This is a genomic window from Sphingopyxis selenitireducens, from assembly GCF_051550705.1.
Lineage (GTDB): Bacteria > Pseudomonadota > Alphaproteobacteria > Sphingomonadales > Sphingomonadaceae > Sphingopyxis.
The window spans coordinates 447,825-473,882 of record NZ_JBPULG010000005.1; the positions used below are offsets into that span (position 1 = coordinate 447,825).

A 26,058-nucleotide genomic window follows, 5' to 3' on the forward strand; every position below is an offset into this window, starting at 1 on the left:
CTTGGCCGATCCGTAACCGCCGGTTTACCGGAGGCTTCTTCACAATAGTCGGCCTTGACGACTGGAACTCCGATGCTGGTCCGGCGTTAGGGAGCAGCGTACCGACAATGTAAAAAGGGGGAGGCCGCGATGAACATTCCTGAAAATGTAACGATTCTCGAACAACGGGTTCGGCTTGCCGATCGGGCGAGCACGCCGAAAGGCAGCGACCGGACCGGAGAGATTGCGGACTGGGTTGTCGCCAATATCCCTTGGACGGTAGCTGTGCCCGACTGGCCTGAATTTCATGATCGCTGGCCGCTATTGTCACACGCGGAGCTGACAGCCGTCGAAGTTGAGCTGCGTCGCCGCTGCCTCGCCATCGAAACCGCAGGAACCGATCTGGAAACCATCTCGGAATCGCTGCCGGGAAGGACCACTTACTGGACGGCGGCCGCGGACTGGCTCATCCTCAATCCCTGCAGCACTGTCGCCGATCCCGAATTCGTCCGCCTGTTCAGCCAGCTGTCGCGCGCCGAGTTGATCCTCGCGGCTGTCGAGCACAAGCGCCGTGTCTTGAACGGGCGGCATACTTAGTTCGGTTTCGATCCCGTCCGGTCCCTCGCGGCGCTCCGGGATCAAATCCTCGCGAATGTTCCCATTTCTCCTTACCGCCTTGGACGGCCGGTCGGGCCCGCCGCGATGTCGGTCGTGCCAATGAAGGCGAGCGGCGCCCAATCTGACGGAGACGAGGTTTCTTCCTTTGCGCGCAACGCCAGTATCGCTTGCCGGACCGCTTCGCCCGGGGCGCCGGAGTGTCGCTCGATCGCGGTGAAGAAGCGCCTGACCATGTCGGACTGCAACCGCTACGGACGGAGTGAACAGCCCCGGTTTCCTTTCCAGCCCGGTCTCGCTCACTAGCAAGCCATACGTCGAAAACAGGACATAACCGGCCAACTGCAACGCGGGAGCGTATGAACCTTCGGGTCTAGCGGTTGTGCTCCCACCCGGCATCGCGCGCCGCTTGCTCGGCCGCGCCGTCGAGCGGCTCCCTCGCTATCATCGCCGCCGCAGCAGCAGCCAGTTCGCCAGACGACGCCTGCCGGTAGTCGCCTCGCGACTGTGCACGCAGCGTCCGCTCGAGCTCCCAACGATCGCCCTCGCGGCAGCCAATTCCCGCGAGCGAGCGGCTTTCGAAGCTGCGGCAATAACGGCCGGACTTGTCCTCGAAGCTGAGACCGATGCGCACTGCGGCATCACCGCTCTGGTTGGAAGCAAGCTGGGTATCGAGCGCCTTGGCAAGCGATCCCGCCGCGATCAGCGCACCCTGGTCGGTTGCCACGTCGGCGACGGGCAACCAGGGCCGCAGACCGATCGTCAGGCCAAGCGCGAGCGACGCGGCAATAGCACCCCAATGAATGGCGCCGAAGCGTGCACGCCTCGTGGCGCGCCGGTCGGTCAGACTCATGTCGACCTTGTCATCAACCGCGAGCGACATCCGCAGCCGTTCGGGAACGGCCTCATTCGCAATAGGCCTATAATGCGCCGTCAGCCGCGCCTTCAGCGCCCGGTGCCGGGCGATCTCCGCAGAAAGTGCTCCATCGTTTTGGGCCGCTCGCTCGACCCGGCGCGCGGTCGGGTCGTCGAGTTCGCCGTCGACAAAGGCAGCGATGGTCTCGGGGTCAAAGCTCATGCCGCCTCTCCCAGGTAGAACATCAAACTCTCGCGTCCGCGGGCGAGGCGCGAGGTGACGGTGCCGATAGGCACGTCGAGTATCTCCGCCGCCTCGCGATAAGCATAGCCTTCGACCAGCACCAGCATCACAACTTCGCGTTGTTCGTCGGGAAGCCGCGACATCGCGCCATCGACGTCGCCGCGCAGCGCACCGGCTTCCACACCCGCCTCGCCATCGCCCGCAACTTTCGTCACCGCGTCGTCGATCGGAGTGTGGACGCCGCGCCGGCTGGCGGCACGGCGCTCGTCGATCCATAGGTTGCGGGTAATGCGGTACATCCAGCTGTCCAGTCTTGTCCCTTGTTGCCATTGGTCCTGCGATTTCAACGCGCGTTCGATCGCGGCTTGGCACAAATCGTCGGCATCGCTCGCATGGCGCGCCAATCCGCGCGCAAACCGGCGCAGGCGCGGCAATAATTCGACCAGTTCCTCTTCGAACCTCATATTCGCCTTTTCGCTGTGTCAGAGGAAGAAACGACGCCACTCTATCGTTTCTTCCGCAGCATGCTAAATTTTTCGGATGCACGGAGTTTCGATGCGCGCTTTGACCGCCCTGATCCTGACGATTGCGCTCCTGCCTGCCGGGATGGCGGCGCACGTCGATGCGCAAATCGTCCTGCCACCGGTCCGGCTCCCCGATGCCGCCGGCCCCCTGCCCCAGCTGCCGGAGATCGGCGCCGCGCCGATGTCAGCCTTAAGTGACACTCTCGCGCAGGTGCGGCTCGACCGGATCGCCACGCTGCTGCGCGACAATCGCGATCGCATCGAGCCCGATCGCAATGGCCAGCCCGCGGTACGCGGGATGCTCGTCGCCACGGGCGTCGACGATGCCATGATCGCGAGCGCGGCGAAGGACGGGTTCCGGCTGGTCGATCGCGATCATATCGAAGGCCTCGACCTCGAGATCGTTCGTTTCGCAGTTCCCGAAGGACGCAGCCTTGCCGCCGCGCAAAAGCAGCTCGCCAAGATGCTTCCCGACGCCGAAATCGATTCCGACCATATCTATTTCGCGAGCGGCCCTGGCAGAGCGCTGCCGGCGGCAACGCTGGCGACAGCGGGCTCACCGGGCGAAGCTTCGCTCGGATTGATCGATGGCGGCGTCGCTGCGCATCCGTCGGTCGCGGGGCGCGTCGAGCAGCGCGGCTTTGCCGCCGGTGCGCCTTATGCAAGCCGCCATGGCACCGCGGTCGCGTCGCTGCTCATCGGGAGCGGCCCGGTGCGCGGCTCGGCCCCGGGACAAAATCTTCTTGCCGCCGACGTCTATGGCTCCGATCCGGCGGGCGGCAACGCCAGCGCTATCGCACGCGCGCTCGGCTGGCTGGTTCAGCGCGGTGTGGCGGTGACGACGATCAGCCTGGTCGGTCCCGACAACAAGCTGCTGGCCAGCGCCGTGTCGCGCGCGCAGCAGCGCGGCATGCTGATCGTCGCAGCGGTCGGCAACGACGGGCCGGCCGCGCCGCCCGCTTACCCGGCATCCTATAAGGCTGTTTTCGCCGTTACCGGCGTCGACTCAACGAACCGCGCGCTTCCCGAGGCGGGCCGTGCGCTCCATGTCGACTTCGCAGCGCGCGGCGACGACGTGCTTGCGGCTACCGGCGCCAACGACACAGATCGCCTCCGAGGCACATCTTTTGCCGCCCCGTTGGTCGCCGGACGCCTCGCGCTCCGTTACCCGGCGCCGGCGATCGACCGGATCGGACCAGCGGTTTCCGCCATGGTCTTCGAAGCGCGCGACCTAGGCAGAAAAGGCCGCGATAAAATCTATGGCCATGGCCTGATTTGCGGAGATTGCGGCGGCCGCTGATCGGCGATGCATATTCTTGGGAAGAAATTCGAACGCACCATCGTTCTTCCTCCAGGCCCTCCCCTCCGGGCCGCAAGATGAAGGAGAAGGACAATGGGACATCGTATTTTCACCTCGGCTCTCGCGCTTGCCGCAGCGGCCGCGGCATTTTCGACGCCCGCAGCAGCGCAACTGCTCGGCGGCAGCGGCGGGCTTGGCGGCGGCCTTAGCGGTGGTTTGGGCGGGACGCTCGGCACCGCTGCCAATATCACCGGTTCGGGGCGCGGCGAAACCCATGTGGATCGCCGCTCGGGCCGCGTCCAGGGTAAGGGCAGCGCCGATGCGAATGGCACGGGGTCGGCCAATGGCAACGCCGACCTGATCGGGAACACCATCGGCTACAACGCCAATGGCTCGGGCAGCGCCTCGGGCAATGGCAGCCTTGACGCGCAAGCAGTCGGCACCGATTTCGTCGGCCAGACCGCCCGCGGCGCCGTTGGCACCGCCCAAACCACCGCTTCGACCGCTACCGGTACCGCCCACGGTGAGGTCGGGACCGTCCGTGACCAGGCCGGCGGCGCGCTGTCAGGCGTCTCAGGCAGTGCCAGCGGCGCCGGTTCGGTCGCGGGCGGCTTCCAGGGCAGTCTCGGCCAACTCGCTGCCGCCGGCAGTGGCGCCGCCAGCGGTAACGGCATGTTCGCGGTGGCGCCCGGCATGCCCGTCACCGATCCGCGCGGCAAGGTGATCGGCCATGTCCAGGAATTGCGCCAGACCGGTCGCGGCATCGTGCAGGCGGTGACGGTCGAGGTCGGCAATCGCGTCGCGACGCTGCCCGCCGGCAGCTTTGTAGGCTCGGGCGATGTTCTCGTGATCGGCATGACCAAAAGCCAGCTCAAGAAAACAGCCGAGCAGCAGGACGCCAGCGAATAATCGAAGGAATGGGGCGATCGGCGACGACCCAATTGACGCCGATCGATTACTGGACGGGCCGCCATGCGGCTCGTCCTCTTTATTGTTTCCAAGGAACGCCTTTGGCCGTTTAGCGCCTGTCCGCGTCCGACCAAATATCCGGAATAGCTGACGCCTGCGCCTTGCCCGTTGTCAGGCAACTGTCAGAAGACCAAAGTCCAGCTAGTCAGAAGCGAGCCAATGATCGTCCGCAGATGTAAACAACCAATCTCTTCAGAATCGCCAGTTAATCGACGCGCGCCCGCCATGGTCCGTGGCGTGAGCGCCATAATTGCCGGTGTAGCTGATATCGAAACCCAGGTTCTGACCGAGGTCCGTTTCGAGGCCGGCATCGACGACGATGCTGTTTCGATCGATTCTCGCACCGACGACGCGGAACATCGGGCCGGTTGCAAACGAGAGGTCGGCAGCCGGGATGCGGTCGCCGACGATATGGCGCAATGCAGCCGATCCTGCGAAGCGCAAGGAGACGCCTCCTGTAGCAAGGCTCGCTCGGGTGCGAATACCCACCGTGCCATAGGTCAGATGCTCGTTGTCATTGCCGCCCCGCAACGCAGCGCTGCCGCCATGCTCGTCGAACTCGGCGTCAAGCAGGGTGACATGCGCCACTCCGACGAAAGGCTGGACCATTGCACCGTTCAGATCTCTCTTGAACGCGACTTCGCCGAATGCCTGGAAGATACGCGCGGAATATTCGCTTGAAAGCGTTTGATCGAGCGGACCGAATGCCAAGCGGCGCGAGGCGTTGACGGTGTTCCAGCTATATGCGCTACCAAGCTGCAACGAAACCGCACCGACCGCGCCGTTGACATAGCCGCCAGCTTGAAAGGCCTTGATATCGTGTGCGGCCCGCGCCGTCCTGAGCTTGGTAGAGCCATATCCGAACGCCGCGCCTGCGCGGAAGCCTTCGCCGAGCAAACCGTCGAAGCCGGTGAGAACGCCCTCGACATCGCGGTCGTAGCGTCCAGCGTTGCGGTCCCCGTTCATATTGCCCCAGCTGCCGAGCACGCGCCCCCAGACAGCCAGTCCGGTCTCCCCTGCCATTTCGCGACGGGACAATATGGCGTCGCGTACGAACCGGCTGTCCTCCAGCAGCGCCCCCCGCACGCTTCCATAATCTGAACCCGCAAGCTGATCGAAAGCATCGCGCGCCTCCGGTGCCGTGAGCGCCACCACTGCGTCGTAGACTTCGTTGCCCGCGCTCAGTGCCTGAACGGAGGGGGCGACTGCGCGCTGATTCTCCGTCTCTGCCACCGCGGCGAAGTCTACTATATTGCGGCGAAGGTTGAGCGTCACCGCGTTGTCCGCATAGCTGAGTACCGGTGTGAGGAAGGCGAGGTTGGATGTGACGGTGGCAAAGGTGCCGGAGATCCCCCCGGCGGCGCTGAGGATCGTGTAGCTGGTGTTGGCCGCATAATTGCCGTCGGCTGCCAGCACCTCCACGTCGGCGTTGCTGCCGATCGTGGCGATGCCGCCAACCACGATCCTGTCGCTATCGCCCGAGGCGTTCGCCTCCACTTCATAGATGCCGCCCGAGACAAAATCGAGATTGCCGCCAAAATTGAGCGTGCCGATCGAGTTGCCAGGCGCGATCGTGCCGGCGATGTGAGCCGAGCCGGCCATACCGCCGCCTTGAAGACGGCCTCCGGCGAGCACGTCGAGAACGCCGCCCAGCCTGTTGTTGACGGCGAGCATATGGCCTTGGTCGACGGTGACGACGCCGCGGAAGCTTGAGCCATCGCCGCTCAATTCTATCGCGCCACCACCGCGGATCCGGACCGAACCCGTTCCGGTTAGCGTTCCGGCATAAGTGCCATTGCTCGCTTGGTCGAACACGAAACGGGCGCCTTCGGCCAGATCGATGTCGCCGGTGAATAGCGCCGAGGTAGAGATCAGGCTGCCACCCGTGATCCGCCAGTCGCTGGCGTTTGTACCGGCAAGCGTCAGTGCTCCGATGCCCGACTTGATCGTCGTCCCCGAACCGGTAACGGCACCGGCGAAGACTCCGCTGTCCGGCAGATCGAAGACCAGGGTGCCACCGTTTGCGATGTCGCCGCGCAGCGAATTGGTATCGCCGACAAGGGTCCCGGCGTCGATGATCGTGCCGCCCGTGTAGCTATTGGATCCGCTGAGGATGAGCGTACCGAGGTCGGACTTGACCAAAGCCGCCGAGCCCGCCAGCGACGCACCGATGGCGGCCGTCATCGCCGCCCCTGCCGCGGTTCCGTCACCGACGCGGATCACGGCCCGGTCACCAGAAAGAGCAAGGTCGCCGCCACCGATGAGGTAGCCATCCGCCGCGAACTGCATGCCGGTGCTCGAAACCTGACCGACTCGATTGTCGATCTTGACCGTGCCGCCGCTGCCCTGGAACACGGCGAAGCCCGGCTGCGGAGTCATGATATCATTCACGGCGCCGGTCGCGGTGGTCCACGCGCTGCCGCCGGCGCTCCAGATTCCGCTACCGCCGTCCACCGTGCCATTGTTGTGAAGCCCGGCATCGCCGCCGTCCCAGAATGTCAGCGTCGCCCCGGCCGTATCCACAAGGTTCACTCGCCCCGCGCCCGCTTGGATCGACAGACCATCAAGCGAAGCTCCCGTCACAGTACCGAATTCGAGCCCGTTGTCGATTAAGGTGCCGCCATAATCGAACAGGCGATAGACCCCCGCGCCGAACGCCGACGAGGCGCTGACATTCAGCCTGCCGTCAAGCGTCAGATTCCCGGCAACATCGAAAAGGGCCGCGCCGGAAGGAGCGCCCAACATTACATCGACCTCCGACCCGGCGCTCAATGTCAGCGACCTCATCGACAAGGTGCTGCCCTGCGCACCTTTCAGATGCGCGCCGTCGGCGATTATCACGGCCGCATCGATCGTACCGCCACCCTGAAAGCTTCCGCCCGCGATCGTCATGGCACCGCCACCGCCCGTCGTGCCGTCGAAGACGGAACTGCCCCCCGCCGCGCCAATAATGAGATTTCCGCCGCCAAACGCAATATGGCCCCCGCCATTGAACGTGTCGATCGTCAGATCGAAGCCGGCGAGATCCAGGCTGGAACCGGCCGATTGGTCAATCCGCGTCACCCCAGACAAGGCCCCCGTAAGTGCGACGGTGCCCCCGCTGTTCGCAAGCGCTCCGTTGAGCTGGCCGGCGAGGCTCGCGGTGCCCCGATTGACCAGCCCACCATTCAGTGTTCCAGTGGATGCAAAACTCCCCTTGTTGGTGACCTGTCCCGCCACCCTCCCGTCATTGACGAAGTCAGCTTCATTTTCGACCGCGCCGGCAACCGATCCGCCGGTTGCCAGCGCCAGTTGGCCCGCACTGACGACGGTCATGCCCGTGTAGCCGTTCGCTCCGCTCAGCGTGAGCGCGCCCGCGCCGATCTTGGTAAGACCGGCGCTGCCGGTGATCACCGAATCGATCCTCGCCCAGGCCGCTTCGACGTCGATGATCGAAAAGCCGCCAGTAGCGGCGAGCGAACCGCCCTGCACCGCATAGTCGGTGGTTTCGAAGCGCAAAAGCTGGAAAGCCTGCGTGCCCTCTACGGTGACGGTGCCCCCAGTACTGCCCGCAAAAACGCCAGCTTGTGCCGCCCAGGCATCATTAATGCCGAATCCGGCGGCTGCGGTCCAGTTGGTGGAACCGGCGCGCCAGACGCCCGCGCCGCCGTCACCGCTCGCCTGCGAGGAAACGCCGGTCGCGTCAGTGCCGTCCCAATATTGCACCCGCTGCGTGCCATCATTGAACAAGATGTTGACCTGCCCGGCGATGCCAGTCTGGATCGAACTCGCGAAGCCGGGCGAGGTCACGCCGAGTTCCAGCCCATTGTCGATAAGCGTACCGGCGTAATCGATGAGACGGTAATAGCCCGTGCCGAAATCGGCCAAGGCCGTGACGTTCAATATGCCGTCGAGCGTGACGTCACCGCCGACCACGACCAGATCATTGGCTCCCGCACCGACGACACCGCTCCGCGAAAGCGCATAATTCAGGATCGACCCGGCGCCGAGGTTATAATCACCCGCGATCGTCAAAGTGCCGGCGTTCACGCCCAAACCAACGGTGCCGCCATCGGCGACGCTGACATCGCCGAGGAAAGTGCCGCTGCCGCCCAACATCGCGCCATTGCCGACGCGAAGGCTGGCCGTCGTGCCCGTCGCGTCGCCTAGCGCCCCATTCAGTATCAGCGTGCCGCCTTCGACCCGGACCGTGCCGGTGAAATCACCGCCGACAATGCTTTTCCCCGCGAATGTCACCGCGCCGGTGCCGGCCTTGATCACCGTGCCTTCGCCGGCGATCGTGCCCCGGTATATCCCATCGACGTCTTGATCAAATGTCACGCCGCCCGTGCCGGCACCGCTGGCAAAGGTCACATTTCCGGCAAGGCTGCTCGTATCGCCATTCAGCTTACCGCTTGCAACCGACCAGTTCTGGTTGCCGCTCCCGGTCAGCGTCCAACTGGCCGAACCTGTTTTCTCGAACAGGTCGAAACCCCGATATTGCTGCGCCGCGCCGATCTGGGACGCGTCAAAACTGGCATCGAGCGCCCCCCCCAGCGTCAGCCGGTTGTCGGTGCCGCCCGACACGACGACATTGCCGTTTATGGTGGAGCCCGACCACAGTTCCAGCCGGTTGCCGCTGCCGTACAGAGCAATCGCAGCGGCCCGCACGTTATTCCGGCTGTCCAGGCCGCCGGAGATCGTACCGGAGTTGAGGATCGAGATATTGCCCGTCGCCGCGCCCGCTACACCAACACCGCCCATGCCGACGATATTGTCTCCGAACGGCGTCGCGCCTGCGCCGCCGCCTTCGATGGCGCCTGCATTATTCAAACTTGCTGCCTGGCCATCGCGAAACCAGACGCCCCCGCCGCCGCTGCCTGCGCGCATGCTGGTGCCGGCATTTCTGATCGTTCCGCCGGCGCCGCCGAGGATTGTGCCGGTCGAAGCATTTTCAACGTTCCCGCCCCAGGCGACGACGCCGACGCCGCCGACGCCGCCGAAGGAATTGGCTGCGCCGCCAGCGCCTCCCGCGATTGCGGCCTCGTTGCGGATGGTCCCCAGATTGGCGAGAACCCCGGCACCGCCCTCACCGCCGGAGGACACTGCAAGCAGATCCCCGCCTCCTGCTCCCCCCCGGATCGTTCCGGCCTGATTGGCCAGAGTACCGCCGGTGTAGAGGAAAAGGCCCGCCCCACCGCCGCCGCCGACCGAGCCCTGCGCTCCGCCGGCACCGCCGTCGATTGCAGAATTGCCGGTCACCGTCAGGCTGCCGCCGTTCAGCAGCACGAGGCCCGCGCCGCCGCCGCCGGCCGAACCCAGGATCCCGCCGCCGGTATTGCTACGGCCGCCACTGCCGCCCCTGACAGCATGACCAACCGTGTTCGCGATGGCACCCGTGCCGGTAAGGACTAAGCCACCACTGCCACCGCCCCCGCCACCGCTGCCACCACCGCCACCTGCGCCATCCCCGCCAGTGGAGCCAAAATAGTCGACACTGAAGGAAAAGGAGCCTGTCGCGGCTTCCACGTTGCCGCCGCTCGCTCCGTTCCCGCCGTCACCGCCCATGGTGAAGGGCCCGACGACGCGCCCGCCGCCGCCGCCGCCGCCGCCGCCGCCCGCCGATATATCGTTCGGAATTCCGGCGAGACCGCCTGCGCCGCCGGTGGTGGGGTTGGTTCCCGCATCACCGGCCACCGCCGCCCCGGCCGGCGTCCTGGCTCCGGCGCCGCCCGCCCCCCCCGTGCCCGAACCGCTGGTGCCGCCACTTCCTCCTCCCCCGCCCGCGCCGCCTGCGATCCCGCCCGCGGCACCGCCCCCGCCCTGACTGATCTGCTGCGCCTTGGCGATCGGGCTCGCAATCAAGCCAAGCGCGATTGCCAGGGCCGCGACCGAGACAGAGTTCCGTGCGGCAGCCATATTTGCTCGTTCGCGTCGATTTTGGGCGGACATAATGGATAAACTCCCGGCCGGCGTTGGTGCGATGATGCGTTGCTCGGCCTTAGGCCTTGCGGCCTGGTCCGCACCCCGATCGAAAAGTCGATCGAGCCCATGCCCGCATTCGCGGCGTCCGATAGGTCGCTAGCTAATCACACCGCTATGCAATTCCGGCATGCAAGCGATGTTCGTGCGAAATTTACGGCGTCAGCGCCCGCGGCGCAGCGTGTCCGACGGGCGTTCGCCGAACCGCTCGCGATAGGCACCGGCGAACCGCCCGAGTTCCCAGAAACCAAACTGCATCGCCACCGACGTCACCTGCGTCGTCGCAGGGTCAGAGGAGAGTAAGGTTAGCCTTACAAGATCAAGGCGCCGTCCGCGCGCATAACTGACGGCGCTCTGCCCCAGGAACTCCAGGCACGCGAGGTTAAGTGTTCGCGCGGGCGCACCGACCGCCGCGCAAATCGCGGCCAGCGAGAGCATTTCCTCCGGCCGCTCATCAAGTGCTTGTTCGAAGCGCGCGGCAATCTGACGGTGCCGGTCAGGCGCTCCGCGATCGTGTCGCAACAGGCCGCGCCCCAAGCCGAGCAGCAGCGCGTCGATGACCGTGCCGGCCAACCCGCGGGCGGGCTCTTTCGCCTCGATGATCCATGGCTTGTCCCGAGCGATGCGCGCGGTGTCCTTCATCAGGGCGATCAGTCGCGACATTGCGTCATCGGGAATCTGAAACAACCGGTCGCTTCGCAACGGCCTTGCCAGATCAACGCCCGCGAGCGCGGGAGCGTGACGTTCAAGTATGTCACCAGGCAGTAGCAAAATCCCGAAGGCCCATGCCATGCCCCGAGGGGACGTTGCGACGGTTTCAGCGTGGGGTCGGAAGTGAATGATGCGATTTCCGTGCAAAGACCTACCGGACAGCCGCCGGATCAGACCCGGCTCGGTCGCGAACATGAACGTGTGTGCGTCACTTAGTTCAGCGCGCTGAGATTCGCCTTGCCCAAACCTGCCAACGCCGATGCCCACATCCCCCAGCATGGCTCGCGCGAACACGCCGTGAAAATCGGCAGCGCCGTCCTTGACCGGCCTGGGTCCGGGCGCATTCCGGTCAAGACCTGACATAGATTGCGCCATCGCGTGCGGGTCGGAAAAGACGTCGAATGTCGATCGTCCGATTTCTGGCGTCTGGGGTGACGGAATGCCCATAGTCTAAGCACTATCCTGTTGTTCGAAAAGTGCAATGTCCTGACGGTCACAAGCGTTCAGCGATGTTCGGAGACGTCGATAGCGATACTGGCGCCCCACAAGCCGCGCTTGCCAGTCAAGCGTGATCGCCTCGCTGCTTCCATAATGAACGGCCGTCATTCGACCACTAGTTCAGAAAGCCACGATCGCCAGAAGGGGAGTGTCGACGCGTCCATTCCAAGCCATGACAGCGCCCTCGAGAATATTGGCGGTCTCGAATGAGGCTTCGTCGGGCAGAAAAGCCGTGCCCCGTGGTCTTGGAAATGTTTGCATCGCGCGTGAAGGCAGCGACAGAAATCATCGCGGCATGCCGCAACTGGCCGATTTCGGACAGGCAGCTATCGGCGTGAAATCGGCGAAAGCTGCCGTTTGACGTCCGCAGATTTTTGGATTGGCCGTTTGCAATCTGGCCGATTTCGGCGAGAATGTCGAAGAGCGGCGAGATATCGGATCGACGGGACGGCTGCGCTAACACCGACAAATTCTGCAATCCTCGCCACCCCGTCTCCAGCGTTGATGACCTTGTCACATAACGATCAGACGGAACTGTAGCGGATTTTCATCCGCGATTCCTCTTCACCTTGAGAGGAGACAGGATTCATGTTCAGCGAGATTGATCGCCGCACCGCCATGATTGCGCTTTTGTCGACGCCGCTGATCGGGGCGGGCGGAAGAACACCGAATACACGAGCTGACATCGAGAACTTGTTCGAAACATCATTTTCACGCCGAGTTTCCGCCAGTCCCATCTTACAGGCTCGGCTTGGCATCCGGACTGATCAGGACAAGTGGGACGATATTAGTGAAAGCAGCCAGATCGCTGCAGCAGCGGCGAATAGCCAAGACCTTCGAATTGCACGATCCCTTCTGGCAAGCTCGACCGACCCGGCTCTCGAGTTGAGCCTCCGCCTTTTCATTTACTCCGGCGAAACAATGGAGGCTGATTTCCGCTGGCGCCGTCATATCTATCTGGTGTCCCAAATGACCGGCTTGCACGATCAAGTGGTCGGCACGCTTCTCAACAATCATCCGATCCGGGACTATCCGGATGCAGCCGCCTATATTGATCGACTGGTTGAAATGCCCCGACTCTTCGGCCAGCTGACGGACGCGCTGGAAGCACAGCGCGTGGCGGGCATTGCCCCTCCCGCCTTCATCTGCACTGCGGTCGCGAGTTCGGTGGATCGTCTTTTGACCGGCGCACCACTCGATGGAGGCCCTGACGTCAACATCATGTTAGCCGACTTCCTGGCCAAGGTGAACAAAAGCGATATTGCGGCACAGCATCGGCCGGAGCTGCGATTCCGAGCCGAAGCCGCACTGCGCGATCACTTCGCACCGGCCTACCGGCATTTGCGCGATTATCTCACTCGACTGGCAGCCGCGCGCGGCGACACCCGTGTCGGAGCGTGGGCGCTGCCCGACGGCGACGCTTTCTACCGCTCCCGGCTTCGCCGCGCGACCACGCTTCCCCTCTCTCCGACGGACCTCCATCATATCGGTAAGAAGGAAGTCGCGCGTGTCCTGGGCAGAATGGCTGAAATTGCAGCATCGCGGGGATTTTCCGGCGATCTTTCCGGCTTTTGGCGACAGGTCGAGACGGACGGAGGGCAATGGTTTGCATCGACAGAAGAAGGACGCGCATCCTATCTTGCCGAGGCCGAGGCACTGCTGGCCCGGGCAATGAAGGCTGGGCCGCGGATATTCTCGCAGCAGCCCCGCTCGCCGGTGGAGATACGCCGCGTCGAGGCATGGCGCGAGGCGACCGTCCCCAAGGCCTTTTATTCCTCGCCGCCGCACGACCGCTCGCGGCCCGGCATCTATTATGTCAACCTGCACGACATGCGCGCCCTGCCGCGGTACGAACTCGCCGCGCTTCTTTTTCACGAAGCCGTTCCCGGCCATCATATCGAAACGACGCTGGCCGAAGATCTTGCCGATTTGCCCATGTTTCGAAAGCTGCTCAGCATCGGCGCCTATAGCGAGGGCTGGGGCCTTTATGCCGAACATCTGGCCGAAGAACAGAATCTCTACCCCGACGACATGTCGGTGTTCGGCCTGCTTTCGATGCGACTTCTTCGTGCGGCGCGCGTGGTCGCCGATACGGGTATCCACGCCTTCAGGTGGACCCGCGAGGAAGCTGTCGCCTATCTCGACGACCTTCTGCCGCTGACCCCGCGCAACAATCGGCAGGAGGTCGATCGTTACATTGCGATTCCCGGACAGGCTACCGCCTATCTGTCGGGTTATCGGGAATTGCTGCGCCTGCGCGAGCGGACGGTGGCAAGCCAGGGCGCCGGTTTCGACATCCGCCGGTTCCACGACGTCGTGCTGGGACAGGGTCCCCTTCCGCTACCCGTGCTCGACGAATTGCTGACTGCTCGTTTCAAGAGGTGAAGGCCCGCGGATTGGCGATGCGGCCGGCCAGCCTTCTCCGGCCGGCCGCATCTTTTTACTCGCGATCAGAACTTGCCGGTTACACCGAAGGTGAAATAGCGGCCCAGCACATCATAGGAACGATAGGTGCCACCGACCCGCGCTTCGTAAGGCACTTTCGCATCAAATATATTGTTGACCGTAAGCTGGAAGCGGACCTTCTCGTCGATTTCCTGACTGACCGACCCGTTCACGAGCCAGTAGCCCGGAACGCGATTCACGTCGTTCATCTCGATCGTGGCGTTCCGGTCGAACTTCACCGGGCTCGTCCACAGCGCCTGCACGCTGGCATCAAATCCGCGCCGTTCGTATCCCAGTTCGAAACGCGTGCGATATTTTGCGACGGAATTCAAAAGCCCGGTCGTACCGACATAGTCGATCGCGGGTTGGCCAGGAACCGAGACGAAATCGAACCGGTCGGTGTAGAAGAGCGTGGCACCAATCCGCACCGTGTCATCGCCGACGAGGCCGAAGCGATAGTCGGCGCCCATGATCGCTCCGGCAAAGCGGATGGTCGCCGCGTTGATATAGCCGCTTACGAAACCGTCGGCGATGTCCCCCGTCGCACGCGGCGCGTCCGGCGCGGACAGCCGATCAAAGGCCGAACAGGCAGCCGTCGCGGGAAAGGCCGGACTATCGTAGCAAAGATTGACCAGCGTCTGGATGTTCACTGCGCTGATACCATCACGCAAGGTGATGTTGCTCCAGTCGGCATGGAGTTTCAGTCCCCTGAGCCCTTCCGGTTCATACTGGAAGCCGATCGACCAGGATTCGGCCCGTTCGTTCTTCAGATTGCGATTGCCTTCGCTGAAGCCCTTCTGCGTGAAACCGCGCGTCTGCTGAAAATTCTCGGGCGCCCCGGCACCCACCGCCGCAAGGGCGGCCCGGCAGTTTGCTTCGCGAACCGCCGGATTGGTGCCGCCGCGAAAGTTCAGCGCGTCGCACGGATCCTCGACCGTCATCTGGGCAGGCGCCCGGCCGAGGAACAATTCCGCGATAGCGGGAGAGCGAATGGACCGGGTATAGACGCCGCGCAGCGTCAGGCCGTCAGCGCCGCCGGGCAGCCGCGGCGAAAGCCGGGCGCCGGCGGACCATGTCGTGGCACCACCGCTGTAACTGTGATCGACATAGCGCAGCGCGCCCTCAAACTGCAGACTCTTGATCAGCGGCACATCATTGCCGGGGACGATCAACGGGAGGCTCAGCTCGCCATAGATTTCCTTCGTGTCGAACGCCCCCCGGGTTGGCAGATATCCCCGAAGCAGCGCGACGCCCAGCGACGAGCTGCCGCCTTCCAAAACCGCATCGGGTTCGAAAGCACCCTTCTCCTTGCGGTACTCGGCACCGATGTTGAACGCGACAGGCGCCACGATCTCGAACGGCAATTCGCCCGAAAGATTGGCGGTCACGACTTGTTGCGTCGTGGTGTTGATCCCGATCCCCGCGTCGGTGACATAGGCGCGCGCTTCGGGACTGAAATTTCCCACGCCAAAGATATTGAGCGGGACGCAGGCAGAATTGCCCGACGCGCATATGATATTGCCGTTGATATCCGCGATCGCATCCGCCGCTTCCTGAAAGCGCGCGTCGTTGACGTAGGTGACCTGGGTCGTACCGCGGCTGTGCCCGTGGTTGAAAGTAACGTCCCATTTCAGCGTGCGGTCGAATGCCTCAAATGAACCGCTCAGACCGCCGACGATCCGGTAGAGTTCGATCGTCGTTTGCGCCGGAGGCAGAAGATCGCTGTTATTGCGGGCGAGCTGAAAACTGCTGGTGACACCATTCGCGCCAAGAATATCGCGGGTCTCGTCGCTCAGAAACGCATTGTCCACCGATACCGTCAGCGAGCGCCCGGTGATCGACGGGGTGAACAGGCTGAGCAGTTCAGCCTGTTCGACGCCCCGACTGCGCGCATAATTGCCCTCGAAAAAGGCCGTGACCCCGGGTGTCAGCTCGTAATGGGCCAGCACATTCATGATATGACGTGTAGTCGGCGTATAGAGCGACGCGATGGCGCTGGTATGCAGGCCGTCGCCGCCGGACGACACGACCGGCATGCCGCCCGATCGCTGCATGACCACGCCCGGATCGAAGGGCACCAGATTGCTCCCCGCGCCGAACTGCAAGGGCCGCCCCGCCGCATCGACAATATAGTCCCCGTTCGGGAAAGCGCCGCTGATCGTGCCGGGGCCGCTTGGACCACGGAACGGCAGCCCGCCGCTCGTCAGTCCTGTGAAACGGAAATTTTCGGCAACGATGCGCCCCGGAATCCCGTCATCGGGACCGGTGTTGGCGGGATTATTTACGAGGCGATAGGGGGTAAAACGGTCGGCATCGAGAAGACCGGCCTGCTTATTGTGTTCGAAGGCGACGACGATGTTGCCCCTGTTATCGTCGAAATTGGCGCCGGCAAGGAAACGCACCATCTTGCTGGCCGCGTCGCCGCGCCCCGAAATCCCGTAGCGAGCGGCGACCTCCAGTCCCTCGAAGTCATCCTTCAGGATGATGTTGACCGTTCCCGCGATTGCGTCCGAACCATAGACCGGTGCGCCGCCGATCGCGACCGTTTCCACGCGCTCGATTAGTCCGACCGGAATGGTATTGAGATCGACCTGACTGCCAGCCGCGGTAACCGAGGCGTTCCCGCCGGCGACGACGTTGGACGATACGAAACGCCGGCCGTTGACCAGCGTCAGCGTGCGCTGCGATCCGAGGTTGAAAAGATTGGCGAAGCTTGCACCGGTATTGAACGTCGAAGCGCCGCTGCCTCCGATCGCCGTCGGACTGGAATCCGAAAGACCAAAGCCGGGCGTCGCCTCCAGCGCCTGAAGCACATTATTGTATGAACGACGCTGCAACTCTTCGCGATCGGTCACCTGCACGGACTGAAGGACATCCTGCGGCCCCTTCCTGACACGCGAACCGGTCACGACGATCGCCGGGCCATCGACAGGTACACCTTCGTCGACCGCCGCCTGCGGCCTGACCGCAGGCCTCGCATTCGGCTTGCCCCGGATGATTACGCTTTCGCCGACGCGGACCGGAGACAGGCCGGTACCTTCGAACATCTTGCGCGCGGCATCCAGCGCCGTCATCCGGCCCGCGACCGCGTTTGTGCGAACGCCACTGATGTCCGCGGCAGGCGCAACGATCTGTACGCCGGTCTGGGACCCGAGCTCCAGGATGGCTTCGGGCGCCGGCAGCGAGCCGATCTTCACGTTCGCAGCCGCCTGCTTTTTAGCAACCTGCGCCGCCGCCGGCGCGCACAAGGCCAACGATGAAACCATCGCCGTGCCGGCCAATCCTAAAAATTTCAATCGAACAGCCTGTATCATCATCATCCCCCTGATCATTGTGTCATGACCTAGGATGTTCATGATCCACTTTTCCGCCACTCAGGCCGCCAGCCATTTTTTCGCGCCCGTCACTGGCGGATTCGCACACCTCGTCAATCACTCCGAATATGCACATTCTCTGCCGTTCGCTCTTGCGCAGTGCCATGCTCCTGCTGGCGGGTGCAAATCATATGGCGGTCGCCGCCAGTCCGGTTTCGGAAGAAGCACAGCATTTGCACCGCGACATGCTGGTCCTCGATTCGCACCTCGATACTCCTGCACGCCTCGACGATCCTGCCTGGTCGATCCTCGACCGCCATACGGTCGCCGACAATGGCTCGCAGGTCGATCTTCCCCGAATGATCGACGGCGGGCTGGACGGCGGCTTCTGGGTGGCCTTCACTCCGCAGGGGCCGCTCGAGACGGCAGGATATGCCCATGCGCGGAAACACGCGATGGGGCGCCTTGCGGCAATCGAGCGAATGGTGGCCGGAAGCCAAGGCCGGCTGGCGCTGGCCGAGCGGGCGAACGAAGCATCCGCGCTCGCGGGCGGCGGCAAGATGCTCGTCTATCGCAGCATGGAGAATGCCTATCCACTCGGCGAGGATGTCGGGGCGCTGGAGCAGTTTCGCGATCTCGGGGTTCGTATGCTCGGCCTCGTGCATATGGCGAACAATCAGTTCGCCGATTCAGCGAATGACCCGGCCGGCCCCCGATGGCATGGGCTGAGCCCGGCAGGACGCGCGCTCATTGCGGAAGCCAATCGGCTTGGCATCGTCGTCGACCTCTCGCACGCATCGGACGAAGCCTTCGATCAGGCGATCGCCCTGTCGAGCGCCCCCATTCTCTTGTCGCACAGTGGGTGCCGCGACCTCTTCGACCGCCCGCGCAACATCGACGACGCACGCATCCTGCGCCTCGCGGCAAACGACGGAGTCATCCAGATTTCTTCGATCTATATGACCCGCCTTCCCCCCGATCCGGCTCGCGATGCCGCCGTCGCGAAACTTCTTGCCAGGTTTGGCAGCGATATCGGCCCCGACCGGCAGACCGAGTTTGACGCTGACCGGGCCGCGCTCAACGCGCGCTTCCCCGTGCCGCGCCCGACATTCGACGATTTCATGGACAATCTGCTTCACGCGCTCCGCCTCGTCGGGCCCCGCCACGTCGGGGTCGGCGTCGACTGGGACGGCGGTAGCGACGTCGACGGCTTTGCCGATGTAACGATGCTGCCGAAGGTGACCGAGCGGCTGATGGCGGCGGGTTATTCACGCGCCGACATCGAAAATATCTGGGGCGGAAATCTGCTTCGCGTCGTGCGTGAAGCCGAACGCCAAACAAGGGGAAACAAGCAATGAGATCGATATTCGCCGCCATCTTGCTGGCGGGCACAGCCTTGTCGCCTTCGCGTTCCGCCGCATCCGAACCGGACCGGGATATCTTCATCCACGCAGGTGCCCTGCTTGCCGATCCCGCGACGGGCACAGTCGCAACGGGAAAGACTATCATCGTGCGCGGCAAGCATATCATCGCGATCGAGGACGGATATGTCGGTGAGGCGGACCGGGTTATCGACCTGCGTACCAGCTTTGTCATGCCCGGGCTGATCGACAGCCATGTCCATCTGCTGCACGAAGACAGTGCGACGAGCAAAATGGACCGGGTGACCCGGACGGCCGCCGACCTCGCGATCGCCGGGGTCCATTTTGCGGGACTCGTCCTGCGCGCGGGCTTTACGACCGTCGCGGACGTCGGTGACGAGAATGACGGTATTTTTGCGCTTCGCGACGGTATCGCGAGCGGCAAGATCGCAGGGCCGCGCATTCATGCGGCGGGCAATGTCCTCAGCCCGCATGGCGGCGAAGGCGATGTCTATGGCTACCGCACGGAGGTCATACGGGCGATCCAGCGGCCCAACCTTTGTTCGGGCGCTGACGATTGCCGGCGAGTGGTCCGGCAGCAGGTCCAGCGCGGCGCCGATTTCATCAAGATCACCGCGACAGGTGCGGTGCTTTCGGACGCTGCGCTCGGCGTTGATCAGCAATTCACCGATGACGAATTGAAAGCCATCGTCGAGACCGCGCATGCGCTCGGCCGGAAGGTTACCGCCCATGCGCATTCGGCGGGCGGCGTGAATGCCTTTCTCGCCGCCGGCGGGGACTCGATCGAGCACGGGACGTTCCTCGACGCGCGCTCGGTCGCGCTGATGCGAAAAAACGGCACCTATCTGGTGCCAACGCTGCTTGCCGGCGAAACGGTGACCGGCTGGGGCCGGGATCCGGACGGTTTCCTCAGCCCCGAAGCCCGTGCGAAAGCCCTGCTCGTCGGACCGAAAATGAGCGAGATGGCGCGCCGCGCCCATGCAGGCGGCGTTCGCATCGCGTTCGGCACCGATTCAAGCGTGAGTCCGCACGGCACCAACGCCCGCGAATTCCGGTTGCTGGTCGGCGCCGGGCTGACGTCGCTCGAGGCGCTGCAGAGCGCGACCGTGAATGCAGCGAAACACCTCGGGCTCGATCGGGATATCGGGTCGATCGAGCCCGGAAAGTTTGCTGACATCATTGCGACCCCGGCCAGCCCCCTTGCCGACATCGGCGAGATGGAGGATGTCCGCTTCGTAATGAAGGAAGGACGGGTCTTCCTTCGGTAGGCCCGTCAACCGCCCCACGCTTCGCCGAACACGCGCAGAAAATTGGCGCCCATCAGCTTTTCGATACGCGTCGACGGCCATCCCCGGCGCGCGAGCGCATCCGCGAGACGGTACATCCGATCGGGTTCGTTGAGGTCGGGTACATAATAGGTGCCGTCGGGCGTCTCGCCCGGCGCAGCGATGTTGGCACGCACGCGGCCGGCATACTCGGCGCGGTTGGCGGCAAGCGTCGCTTCGTCAAACTGCATCGCGGGCACCGTGCCGTCCGATCCGATACCGATATGATCCTCACCGCAAACATTCAGCGCATGCTCGATATGCCGGACGACGTCCGCGGTCGTCGCGGGCGGTGTCGGCGACAGGAACGGCATGAAATAGACACCAAACACCCCGCCGCGTTCGGCCAGCAACCGCATCTCCGCATCGCCCACATTGCGCGGCAGATCGACCAGTGCCCGGCATCCCGCATGGCTGATGACCGGAGGGGCCGAAGACGCCTCAATCGCCTGCCGGACGAGGCGCGATCCACCGTGGCTGAGATCGACCAGAAGATTGCGCGCGTTGAGTTCGCGCACCACCTCGTGACCGAAATTGCTGAGCCCGCCGTCATTGCCCTCTAGCCCGCCGTCGCCGACCCAGTTGCGGCGGTTATAGGTCAGTTGGACGATGCGCACGCCGATCTGCTGGAGCGTTGCGATACGCGCGACGTCGGTGTCGAGCAGCGCAGTATCCTGGATATTATAGATAAGGCCAAGGCGCTTCGTCTTCTTGGCCGTCCGGATGTCCGCCGCCGTGCGTATCCGCATCAGCGTATCGCTCGCGGCCGCGATCTTTTCCCCATAGCCGGCGATCTTCTGTATCACCCGCCCGAACCTGTCACCGTCGGTTCCCTGACCGATTGTCATGCTGATTGCCGTCAAACCGGACGCGACGATGCTGCGGATCATGTCCGCATCGGGAGCGTCGTGGGGCTGACCGGGGCGATGGATTGCAATCACCGCCGAATTGCCGTCGATGACGATCATCTCGTCCAGATCGCCGCCGCGCGCTCTGGCAATGGCGCTTGCCAGAGCTGGTGCACTCGCACCGGCTGCACCCGCAAAGACCGTGGCCGCCGCCAGCATTTCCCGTCGTGAAAAGCGCATCAGTAAATCTCCACCAGAGTCCGGTCGGGTTGCTTTCCACCGACATGTTCGGCCACTTCGCGGATCATCTCGGCATAATCGACATGGTGCCAGTCATGGCCTTTGCGGCGTCCGTAGACGATGCGGATCGGATAGGTTTCGCCGCCCTTTTCCCGGATCATGTCGATGAAACCATTGACCGGAAGGTTGAGGTGATATTCATCCATATCCGCCGAGATGAGGTGGATCTTCCCGGCCAGCTTGGGACCCAGAACCGCCCAGTTCCGCCGGATATAGTCGGTAAGATCATATCCCCCGGCGCGCATATAGGCGGCAACCTCCGGATCGATCCGTCCCGTTTTCTTGTCCCAGAGTTCCCCGGGATAGCCGTCGGGACCGACGGGGCCGAACGCGGCATTCCACGCGTCAAGCTGGCTCCCCGACCGCCCCCGGGAACCGAGAGCCGCTTCGCGAAGGCTGAGCTCGCGCATCGTCTGGACCGTCTGGCCCTCTATGCTCCGCTGGAAAGGCCGCTCCAGCGCATACCAGTCATTGTACGGCACTGAAAACGCATTGGAATCCGCATAGATGTCGCTTGCGATGAATCGGCGGAAATCTACGGGGTCGGGATTATAGGTCCAAACGCCGCCGAAAAAGTCGGGATATTTGACCTGCAGCGCGAGCGCCTCCCATCCCCCTGTAGACAGTCCCTGAACGATGCGGGTTTCGGGCGTGCCCAACGCCCTGAACCGCTTTTCGATCGCCGGCATGAGTTCTTCTACAATTGCCCGGCCCACCGGACCGTTATTCGCCGAATCGACCGCATAACCTTCGAGGAAATAAGGCGTCGGCTGGATGATCGTCGCAAGAAGGATGGAAGGAAAACCATCCGAAATCCAGCTTTTGTAAAAGTCATGGCCGGTCTGGATATTGACCTCCGGGCCGAAAGAACGGCTCCCGGCAACGGGATCGGGGCTGAACTGATACGGCCGGGACGCATCCTGTCCGGGACTCATGTGATAAAGAATCGGATAACGTTTTTCAGGCTTGTCGTTCCACCCGCGCGGCACGACGACCGTGGCGCCAAGATACATGGGCTTGCCCCAGAATTCGCTGAGCAGGCGGCTTTCGATCCGGATGTGCTTGATCCACTCGGTATCGACGGGCGGAGGCGATGCTTCGACCTTGCGCGACAGTTCGAGGGCAACCACGCCGCCCGCCGCCGGATCGAGATCGACCCGCACCGGCATGCTGTAAAGATTACCGGGAAGCTGCATGAGCGGCCGTCGCTCTGATGCGTTCGGCACCCAGACGACGTGCCCGTCCTGCCGCTTCATTCTTTCGTAGGGCACAAATACGGCCTGGGCATAATAAGTGCCGGCCGCGAGCCCCTCGATCGCCGGCGATGCGGTAGCGCGGCCGTCGAGGACGACCGGCTGATCCGCCTCCAGCTTCGGCACATCCATGCCGATCACGGCAGGCCCGTTCCGCGTCATCTGGAGACGGGGTTCGCGGGCCGGGTCGCGGGTCAACACGACGAGCAATCGGCCGGTGGGCGGTTCGTCCCGGACCAGTGCCGACGGCACCCTCACCGAGAAACGCACAGGCGATGCGGCGACGCCTTGTGCGGACAGGACAAGAAGCAGAAAAGCCAACAGGCGTATCATCATGAAAAAAACCTATCGATGTGAAAGCGGTTCGCGTTTCGAACCGGCAACCGGCGCCACCGAATCTCCCGTGACCCGCAGACTGGCGTCGCGCAGACCGTTCGACGCCACGGCGGAAGGCGTGACCGGAAGGACGACCTCGGCGATCGGCTTGTCGAAGATATTGTTCGATGTATCCGCGTCCGCGGTCTCGCCAAGCGGATCGATCTCCGCGCGCACCAGCGTCTTTTCCGTCAGGTGCCGCCAAACCAGCCGGTCGGGATAGCGTCTCCAGAGTTCGGCGGGAATCCGCACCGTATCACTCGTTCCATCCGAGAAATCGAGCTTCAGGATCACCGGCGATACCAGCCCTCCACGGTTGGACAAGGTAAGAAGATAAAGGTTCGGAAGTGCGTCGATCACAGCCTGGTCGGCGACAAGAGCCTGAGCCCTGGCCGCTTCGTCCTTCCCCGCAGCCGCAGCGTCGCGCCCCACAACGGCATGAAGATCGTAAAAGTCGCGCAATTCCGGAAAGTGGTCGGCCATGACCGCCGCGCCTATCGCAGTCACGGAGCCGGATTTGCGGGCAGATCCGGCTGCGACGGGCCCCGCAGTCGGGGCTTTCAAGGTCGGCAGCCCCTTCTCCACCCGCTCGATCGCGAGATCGACGTGGTCGGTCGAATAGAACCAGCCCCGCCAGAACCAGTCGAGATCGACGCCCGACACATCCTCCATCGTTCGAAAGAAATCGAACGGGGTCGCCCGCTTGAAGCGCCATCTTGCGCCATAGGCGCGAAAAGCGCGATCGAAACGCTCGCGACCCAATATCGTTTCGCGAAGCAAGACCAGCGCAGACGCGGGCTTGGCATATGCACTATGCTGGATGTTGGGCAGGCTCTCGGTCGACCGCATAATCGGCGCATGGCCTGGCGCCTTCATCGCGGCCGCGATGTCGCGGGGAGCGCCGCGCGCAAAAGGAAAATCGGAGTCCCAACGCTTTTGCGCTTCATATTGGAGAAAGGTCACGAGCCCTTCGTCGAGCCAGCTCCATTGACGCTCGTCCGAATTCACGATCATCGGAAACCAGTTGTGCCCGACTTCATGAATGACCGTGCCGATCAGGGCCGCCTTGGCCTGTTCGGTATAGGTAATATCGCCGGTCACGCGATCCGTCACGGGACGCATCCCCGTGAAGCTGATCATCGGATGTTCAATGCCGATGGCCGGGCCATTCACCGACTGCGCGACGGGATAGGGATAAGGAAACGCCATATCGCCGAAAACGGCCAGCGTGTGCGCGATCGCACGCGTCGAATAGATATTCCAGAGCGGGCGCGCTTCGTCGGGATAGAAGGACATCGCCATGACGAGCGGGTTGCGCGGATCGGACTGGCGCACCCCCATCGCATCCCAGATGAATTTGCGCGACGAAGCAAAACCAAAATCCCGGACATCGCGGGCGGTGAAGCGCCACGTCCTGCGTTCGGTCGATCGGGCCCGTTCGGCCGCTAGCGCTTCGTCGGGCGTGACGATAAACACCGGCGACGAGGCATCGCGCGCCTCCTCCCACCGGCTTCTCTGGAGAGCGGTCAGCACCTCACTCGCATTGGCGAGTTCGCCGGTCGCCGCCACCACGTGATCGGCGGGGACGTCGAGCGAGACGTCATAGTCCCCGAACTCCAGCGAATATTCACCCGCACCCAGAAATTGCCGATGGTTCCAGCCCACATCGTGCGAATAGGACGCCGTGCGGGGAAACCAGTAGCCGCCGAGGAAAATGCAGTTCGCCGCGGCGTCGTCGAAACATTCATATCCGCTTCGCCCCCCGAAGGCCTTCGTCTCGGGCAGATCGACAGTCCAGTGGACGCGAAACTGCGTCTGGCCTGATGGCGCGACCGGAGCCGCCAGTGCCACGCGCATCATCGTGCCGGCGAGCGAGGTCGCAAGGGGCTGGCCGCCGGGCGTTTCCGCCCTGATGGTCGAATACCCCCCACTCCAGCCGGTGAGTTTCATCGCGCGGCGAAGCTCGTGCATATTTGCCGGATCGCCCGGGCGCGTTGCGCGCGAAACCTCTGCATCGGCGTTCGCCCGGTGAATATTCTGATCGAGCAGAAACCAGATGGCATCGAGACTGTCGGGCGACCGGTTATGATAGGTGATCGTCGCCGTGCCGGTGATGCGCCGCGCGTCCTCGTCGAGGCGGGCCTCGATCCGGTAATCGACACGTTGCTGCCAATAGCCGTCGCCGGGCGCACCCGACGCCCTTCGGGCCGAGTCGGGCGACGGCCATTCGACGCCCTCCATCTGCTGAAACTTGTCGTGAGCTCCGGCAGGCGCACCGATCCCCAACAAAGGCAGGAAACCGATCCATGCGCGGCGCGCCGCGCCCGGCATCACGGAAGCGCCTCCCTTTCCGGCGCGAAGCTCCGCACGACCTTGCCGTCAGCATCCAGAAACTCGAGCGCGCCTGCGCCATCTTCGCTGACCGTCAAACGGATGCGCGGACGGCTCTGCTTGTCGGAAAGTTCGATCAGCGGCGTGCCGTCGGGGGCCAGCCGCAACTTGAGCCGCTGCGGCGTTTTTATGGCGGGCACCAGCTTGTTGCCAAGTGCCGGCTCACGAATCAGCGGCGGCGCGGCGATCATCTGAAAATCAACCGAGCCATCGGGCAAAACCCGCAGGCCCGTCGCGTCCTGCGCCGGATGGTCGAGCGCGAACACCACGGCGCCGCCATTCGCCGGACTATAGCCCCAGCCGCCCCGCTCGCTGCCCTTGTCGTCGTAAAGCAGCATACCGCCGACCGGGATCGAACGTTTATAGGCGATCCCGTCGACGATCGCCTCGTTGCGGCCCAGACTCATGCGGATCACGCCTTTGTCGTCAACGACGTCGAGCCGCCGGACGATCAAACGTTCGTGGTCGACTTTGCTCACCTGCGTTTCAGGGGTGGTCGATTCGATCATTTCCTTCAACCGATCGAGCGACGGGCGAACGGGCTGTTCCTGTGCCAGTGTCGCACCGCCCAATATGGCCAGCGGCGCAATCACCGCCGCGAGCTTCACATGCTTCTTCATAGAATCCCTCCCTCGATCGCCCCACCATTGTTGGTCGCGCGCATTCGCCCGGCATTTTGCGGGGTTCGATGCTGTTGAGTATCGAGAGAGAGAAATCCGCTATCGTGGCGGCGTGTGCTTCCTATAAATTCGCTGAAACGCCGCGACCG

General features: G+C 63.6%; 17 protein-coding genes. 7 read left to right on the plus strand and 10 right to left on the minus strand.

Features of this window, described 5'->3' with window-relative positions; translation table 11 throughout:
- The first annotated feature begins 129 nt into the window (after window positions 1-129).
- The gene (locus ACSYDV_RS18270; protein ID WP_438325252.1) at window positions 130-576 is read left to right on the plus strand and encodes a hypothetical protein; all 447 of its coding nucleotides are present in this window, start codon (window positions 130-132) and stop codon (window positions 574-576) included.
- Between the two features lie 391 nt (window positions 577-967).
- Here ACSYDV_RS18270 and ACSYDV_RS18275 read toward each other — a convergent pair whose 3' ends face one another.
- Both ACSYDV_RS18275 and ACSYDV_RS18280 read right to left on the minus strand, forming a co-directional pair.
- Window positions 968-1,672 (minus strand): anti-sigma factor family protein, encoded by a 705-nt coding sequence (locus ACSYDV_RS18275; RefSeq protein WP_438325253.1) that lies wholly within the window; start codon window positions 1,670-1,672, stop codon window positions 968-970.
- On the minus strand, window positions 1,669-2,157 hold the full coding sequence (locus ACSYDV_RS18280) for an RNA polymerase sigma factor (protein WP_438325254.1): 489 nt from the start codon (window positions 2,155-2,157) through the stop codon (window positions 1,669-1,671). The genes ACSYDV_RS18275 and ACSYDV_RS18280 overlap by 4 nt, the downstream gene beginning before the upstream one ends.
- Before the next feature lie 91 nt (window positions 2,158-2,248).
- Here ACSYDV_RS18280 and ACSYDV_RS18285 point away from each other — a divergent pair, with 91 nt between their 5' ends.
- Together ACSYDV_RS18285 and ACSYDV_RS18290 are read left to right on the plus strand one after the other, a co-directional pair.
- Window positions 2,249-3,517, plus strand: coding sequence for a S8 family serine peptidase (locus ACSYDV_RS18285; protein ID WP_438325255.1), 1,269 nt, complete (start codon window positions 2,249-2,251; stop codon window positions 3,515-3,517).
- 93 nt (window positions 3,518-3,610) lie between these two features.
- Complete coding sequence (locus ACSYDV_RS18290; protein WP_438325256.1) at window positions 3,611-4,426, plus strand: hypothetical protein; 816 nt, start codon at window positions 3,611-3,613, stop codon at window positions 4,424-4,426.
- A 252-nt stretch (window positions 4,427-4,678) separates the two neighbouring features.
- Here ACSYDV_RS18290 and ACSYDV_RS18295 read toward each other — a convergent pair whose 3' ends face one another.
- The 3 genes from ACSYDV_RS18295 to ACSYDV_RS18305 form a co-directional block, all read right to left on the minus strand.
- A complete protein-coding gene (locus ACSYDV_RS18295; protein WP_438325257.1) occupies window positions 4,679-10,384 on the minus strand; it encodes an autotransporter outer membrane beta-barrel domain-containing protein in 5,706 nt (1,901 codons plus the stop codon).
- Between the two features lie 225 nt (window positions 10,385-10,609).
- Window positions 10,610-11,605, minus strand: coding sequence for an AraC family transcriptional regulator (locus ACSYDV_RS18300; protein WP_438325258.1), 996 nt, complete (start codon window positions 11,603-11,605; stop codon window positions 10,610-10,612).
- A 166-nt stretch (window positions 11,606-11,771) separates the two neighbouring features.
- Window positions 11,772-12,125 carry a hypothetical protein gene (locus ACSYDV_RS18305; RefSeq protein ID WP_438325259.1) on the minus strand — a complete coding sequence of 118 codons (354 nt, stop codon included), beginning with the start codon at window positions 12,123-12,125 and terminating at the stop codon, window positions 11,772-11,774.
- A gap of 161 nt (window positions 12,126-12,286) precedes the next feature.
- Here ACSYDV_RS18305 and ACSYDV_RS18310 point away from each other — a divergent pair, with 161 nt between their 5' ends.
- Complete coding sequence (locus ACSYDV_RS18310) at window positions 12,287-14,041, plus strand: DUF885 domain-containing protein (RefSeq protein WP_438325260.1); 1,755 nt, start codon at window positions 12,287-12,289, stop codon at window positions 14,039-14,041.
- 65 nt (window positions 14,042-14,106) lie between these two features.
- Here the strand turns inward: ACSYDV_RS18310 and ACSYDV_RS18315 are convergent, their stop codons facing one another.
- Window positions 14,107-17,175, minus strand: a complete 3,069-nt coding sequence (locus ACSYDV_RS18315) for a TonB-dependent receptor domain-containing protein (RefSeq protein WP_438325261.1) — start codon at window positions 17,173-17,175, stop codon at window positions 14,107-14,109.
- A gap of 88 nt (window positions 17,176-17,263) precedes the next feature.
- Here ACSYDV_RS18315 and ACSYDV_RS18320 point away from each other — a divergent pair, with 88 nt between their 5' ends.
- From ACSYDV_RS18320 to ACSYDV_RS18330, 3 genes are all read left to right on the plus strand, one after another.
- Window positions 17,264-17,443, plus strand: a complete 180-nt coding sequence (locus ACSYDV_RS18320; protein ID WP_438325262.1) for a hypothetical protein — start codon at window positions 17,264-17,266, stop codon at window positions 17,441-17,443.
- 136 nt (window positions 17,444-17,579) lie between these two features.
- A complete protein-coding gene (locus ACSYDV_RS18325) occupies window positions 17,580-18,773 on the plus strand; it encodes a dipeptidase (protein ID WP_438325263.1) in 1,194 nt (397 codons plus the stop codon).
- Window positions 18,770-20,065 carry a metal-dependent hydrolase family protein gene (locus tag ACSYDV_RS18330; RefSeq protein WP_438325264.1) on the plus strand — a complete coding sequence of 432 codons (1,296 nt, stop codon included), beginning with the start codon at window positions 18,770-18,772 and terminating at the stop codon, window positions 20,063-20,065. The genes ACSYDV_RS18325 and ACSYDV_RS18330 overlap by 4 nt, the downstream gene beginning before the upstream one ends.
- 5 nt (window positions 20,066-20,070) lie before the next feature.
- Here the strand turns inward: ACSYDV_RS18330 and ACSYDV_RS18335 are convergent, their stop codons facing one another.
- The 4 genes from ACSYDV_RS18335 to ACSYDV_RS18350 are packed head-to-tail and all read right to left on the minus strand — an operon-like array spanning window position 20,071 to window position 25,909.
- Window positions 20,071-21,210: a dipeptidase gene (locus ACSYDV_RS18335; RefSeq protein WP_438325265.1), complete on the minus strand. Its 1,140-nt coding sequence runs from the start codon at window positions 21,208-21,210 to the stop codon at window positions 20,071-20,073.
- The gene (locus ACSYDV_RS18340) at window positions 21,210-22,859 is read right to left on the minus strand and encodes an alpha/beta hydrolase-fold protein (RefSeq protein WP_438325266.1); all 1,650 of its coding nucleotides are present in this window, start codon (window positions 22,857-22,859) and stop codon (window positions 21,210-21,212) included. The genes ACSYDV_RS18335 and ACSYDV_RS18340 overlap by 1 nt, the downstream gene beginning before the upstream one ends.
- Window positions 22,860-22,868: 9 nt before the next feature.
- Window positions 22,869-25,229 (minus strand): M1 family metallopeptidase, encoded by a 2,361-nt coding sequence (locus ACSYDV_RS18345; RefSeq protein WP_438325365.1) that lies wholly within the window; start codon window positions 25,227-25,229, stop codon window positions 22,869-22,871.
- Window positions 25,229-25,909, minus strand: a complete 681-nt coding sequence (locus ACSYDV_RS18350) for a hypothetical protein (protein ID WP_438325267.1) — start codon at window positions 25,907-25,909, stop codon at window positions 25,229-25,231. Before ACSYDV_RS18350 ends, ACSYDV_RS18345 begins: the two co-directional genes overlap by 1 nt.
- Between the last annotated feature and the right edge of the window lie 149 nt (window positions 25,910-26,058).

Excerpts from the sequence above, each read along its gene's own strand:
- ACSYDV_RS18270 (WP_438325252.1), top strand. The coding sequence starts at position 130 with ATGAACATTCCTGAAAATGTAACGATTCTCGAACAACGGGTTCGGCTT.
- ACSYDV_RS18275 (WP_438325253.1), bottom strand. The coding sequence starts at position 1,672 with ATGAGCTTTGACCCCGAGACCATCGCTGCCTTTGTCGACGGCGAACTC.
- ACSYDV_RS18280 (WP_438325254.1), bottom strand. The coding sequence starts at position 2,157 with ATGAGGTTCGAAGAGGAACTGGTCGAATTATTGCCGCGCCTGCGCCGG.
- ACSYDV_RS18285 (WP_438325255.1), top strand. The coding sequence starts at position 2,249 with ATGCGCGCTTTGACCGCCCTGATCCTGACGATTGCGCTCCTGCCTGCC.
- ACSYDV_RS18290 (WP_438325256.1), top strand. The coding sequence starts at position 3,611 with ATGGGACATCGTATTTTCACCTCGGCTCTCGCGCTTGCCGCAGCGGCC.
- ACSYDV_RS18295 (WP_438325257.1), bottom strand. The coding sequence starts at position 10,384 with ATGGCTGCCGCACGGAACTCTGTCTCGGTCGCGGCCCTGGCAATCGCG.
- ACSYDV_RS18300 (WP_438325258.1), bottom strand. The coding sequence starts at position 11,605 with ATGGGCATTCCGTCACCCCAGACGCCAGAAATCGGACGATCGACATTC.
- ACSYDV_RS18315 (WP_438325261.1), bottom strand. The coding sequence starts at position 17,175 with ATGACGGCGCTGGATGCCGCGCGCAAGATGTTCGAAGGTACCGGCCTG.
- ACSYDV_RS18320 (WP_438325262.1), top strand. The coding sequence starts at position 17,264 with ATGGCTTCGGGCGCCGGCAGCGAGCCGATCTTCACGTTCGCAGCCGCC.
- ACSYDV_RS18325 (WP_438325263.1), top strand. The coding sequence starts at position 17,580 with ATGCTCCTGCTGGCGGGTGCAAATCATATGGCGGTCGCCGCCAGTCCG.
- ACSYDV_RS18330 (WP_438325264.1), top strand. The coding sequence starts at position 18,770 with ATGAGATCGATATTCGCCGCCATCTTGCTGGCGGGCACAGCCTTGTCG.
- ACSYDV_RS18335 (WP_438325265.1), bottom strand. The coding sequence starts at position 21,210 with ATGCGCTTTTCACGACGGGAAATGCTGGCGGCGGCCACGGTCTTTGCG.
- ACSYDV_RS18340 (WP_438325266.1), bottom strand. The coding sequence starts at position 22,859 with ATGATGATACGCCTGTTGGCTTTTCTGCTTCTTGTCCTGTCCGCACAA.
- ACSYDV_RS18345 (WP_438325365.1), bottom strand. The coding sequence starts at position 25,229 with ATGCCGGGCGCGGCGCGCCGCGCATGGATCGGTTTCCTGCCTTTGTTG.
- ACSYDV_RS18350 (WP_438325267.1), bottom strand. The coding sequence starts at position 25,909 with ATGAAGAAGCATGTGAAGCTCGCGGCGGTGATTGCGCCGCTGGCCATA.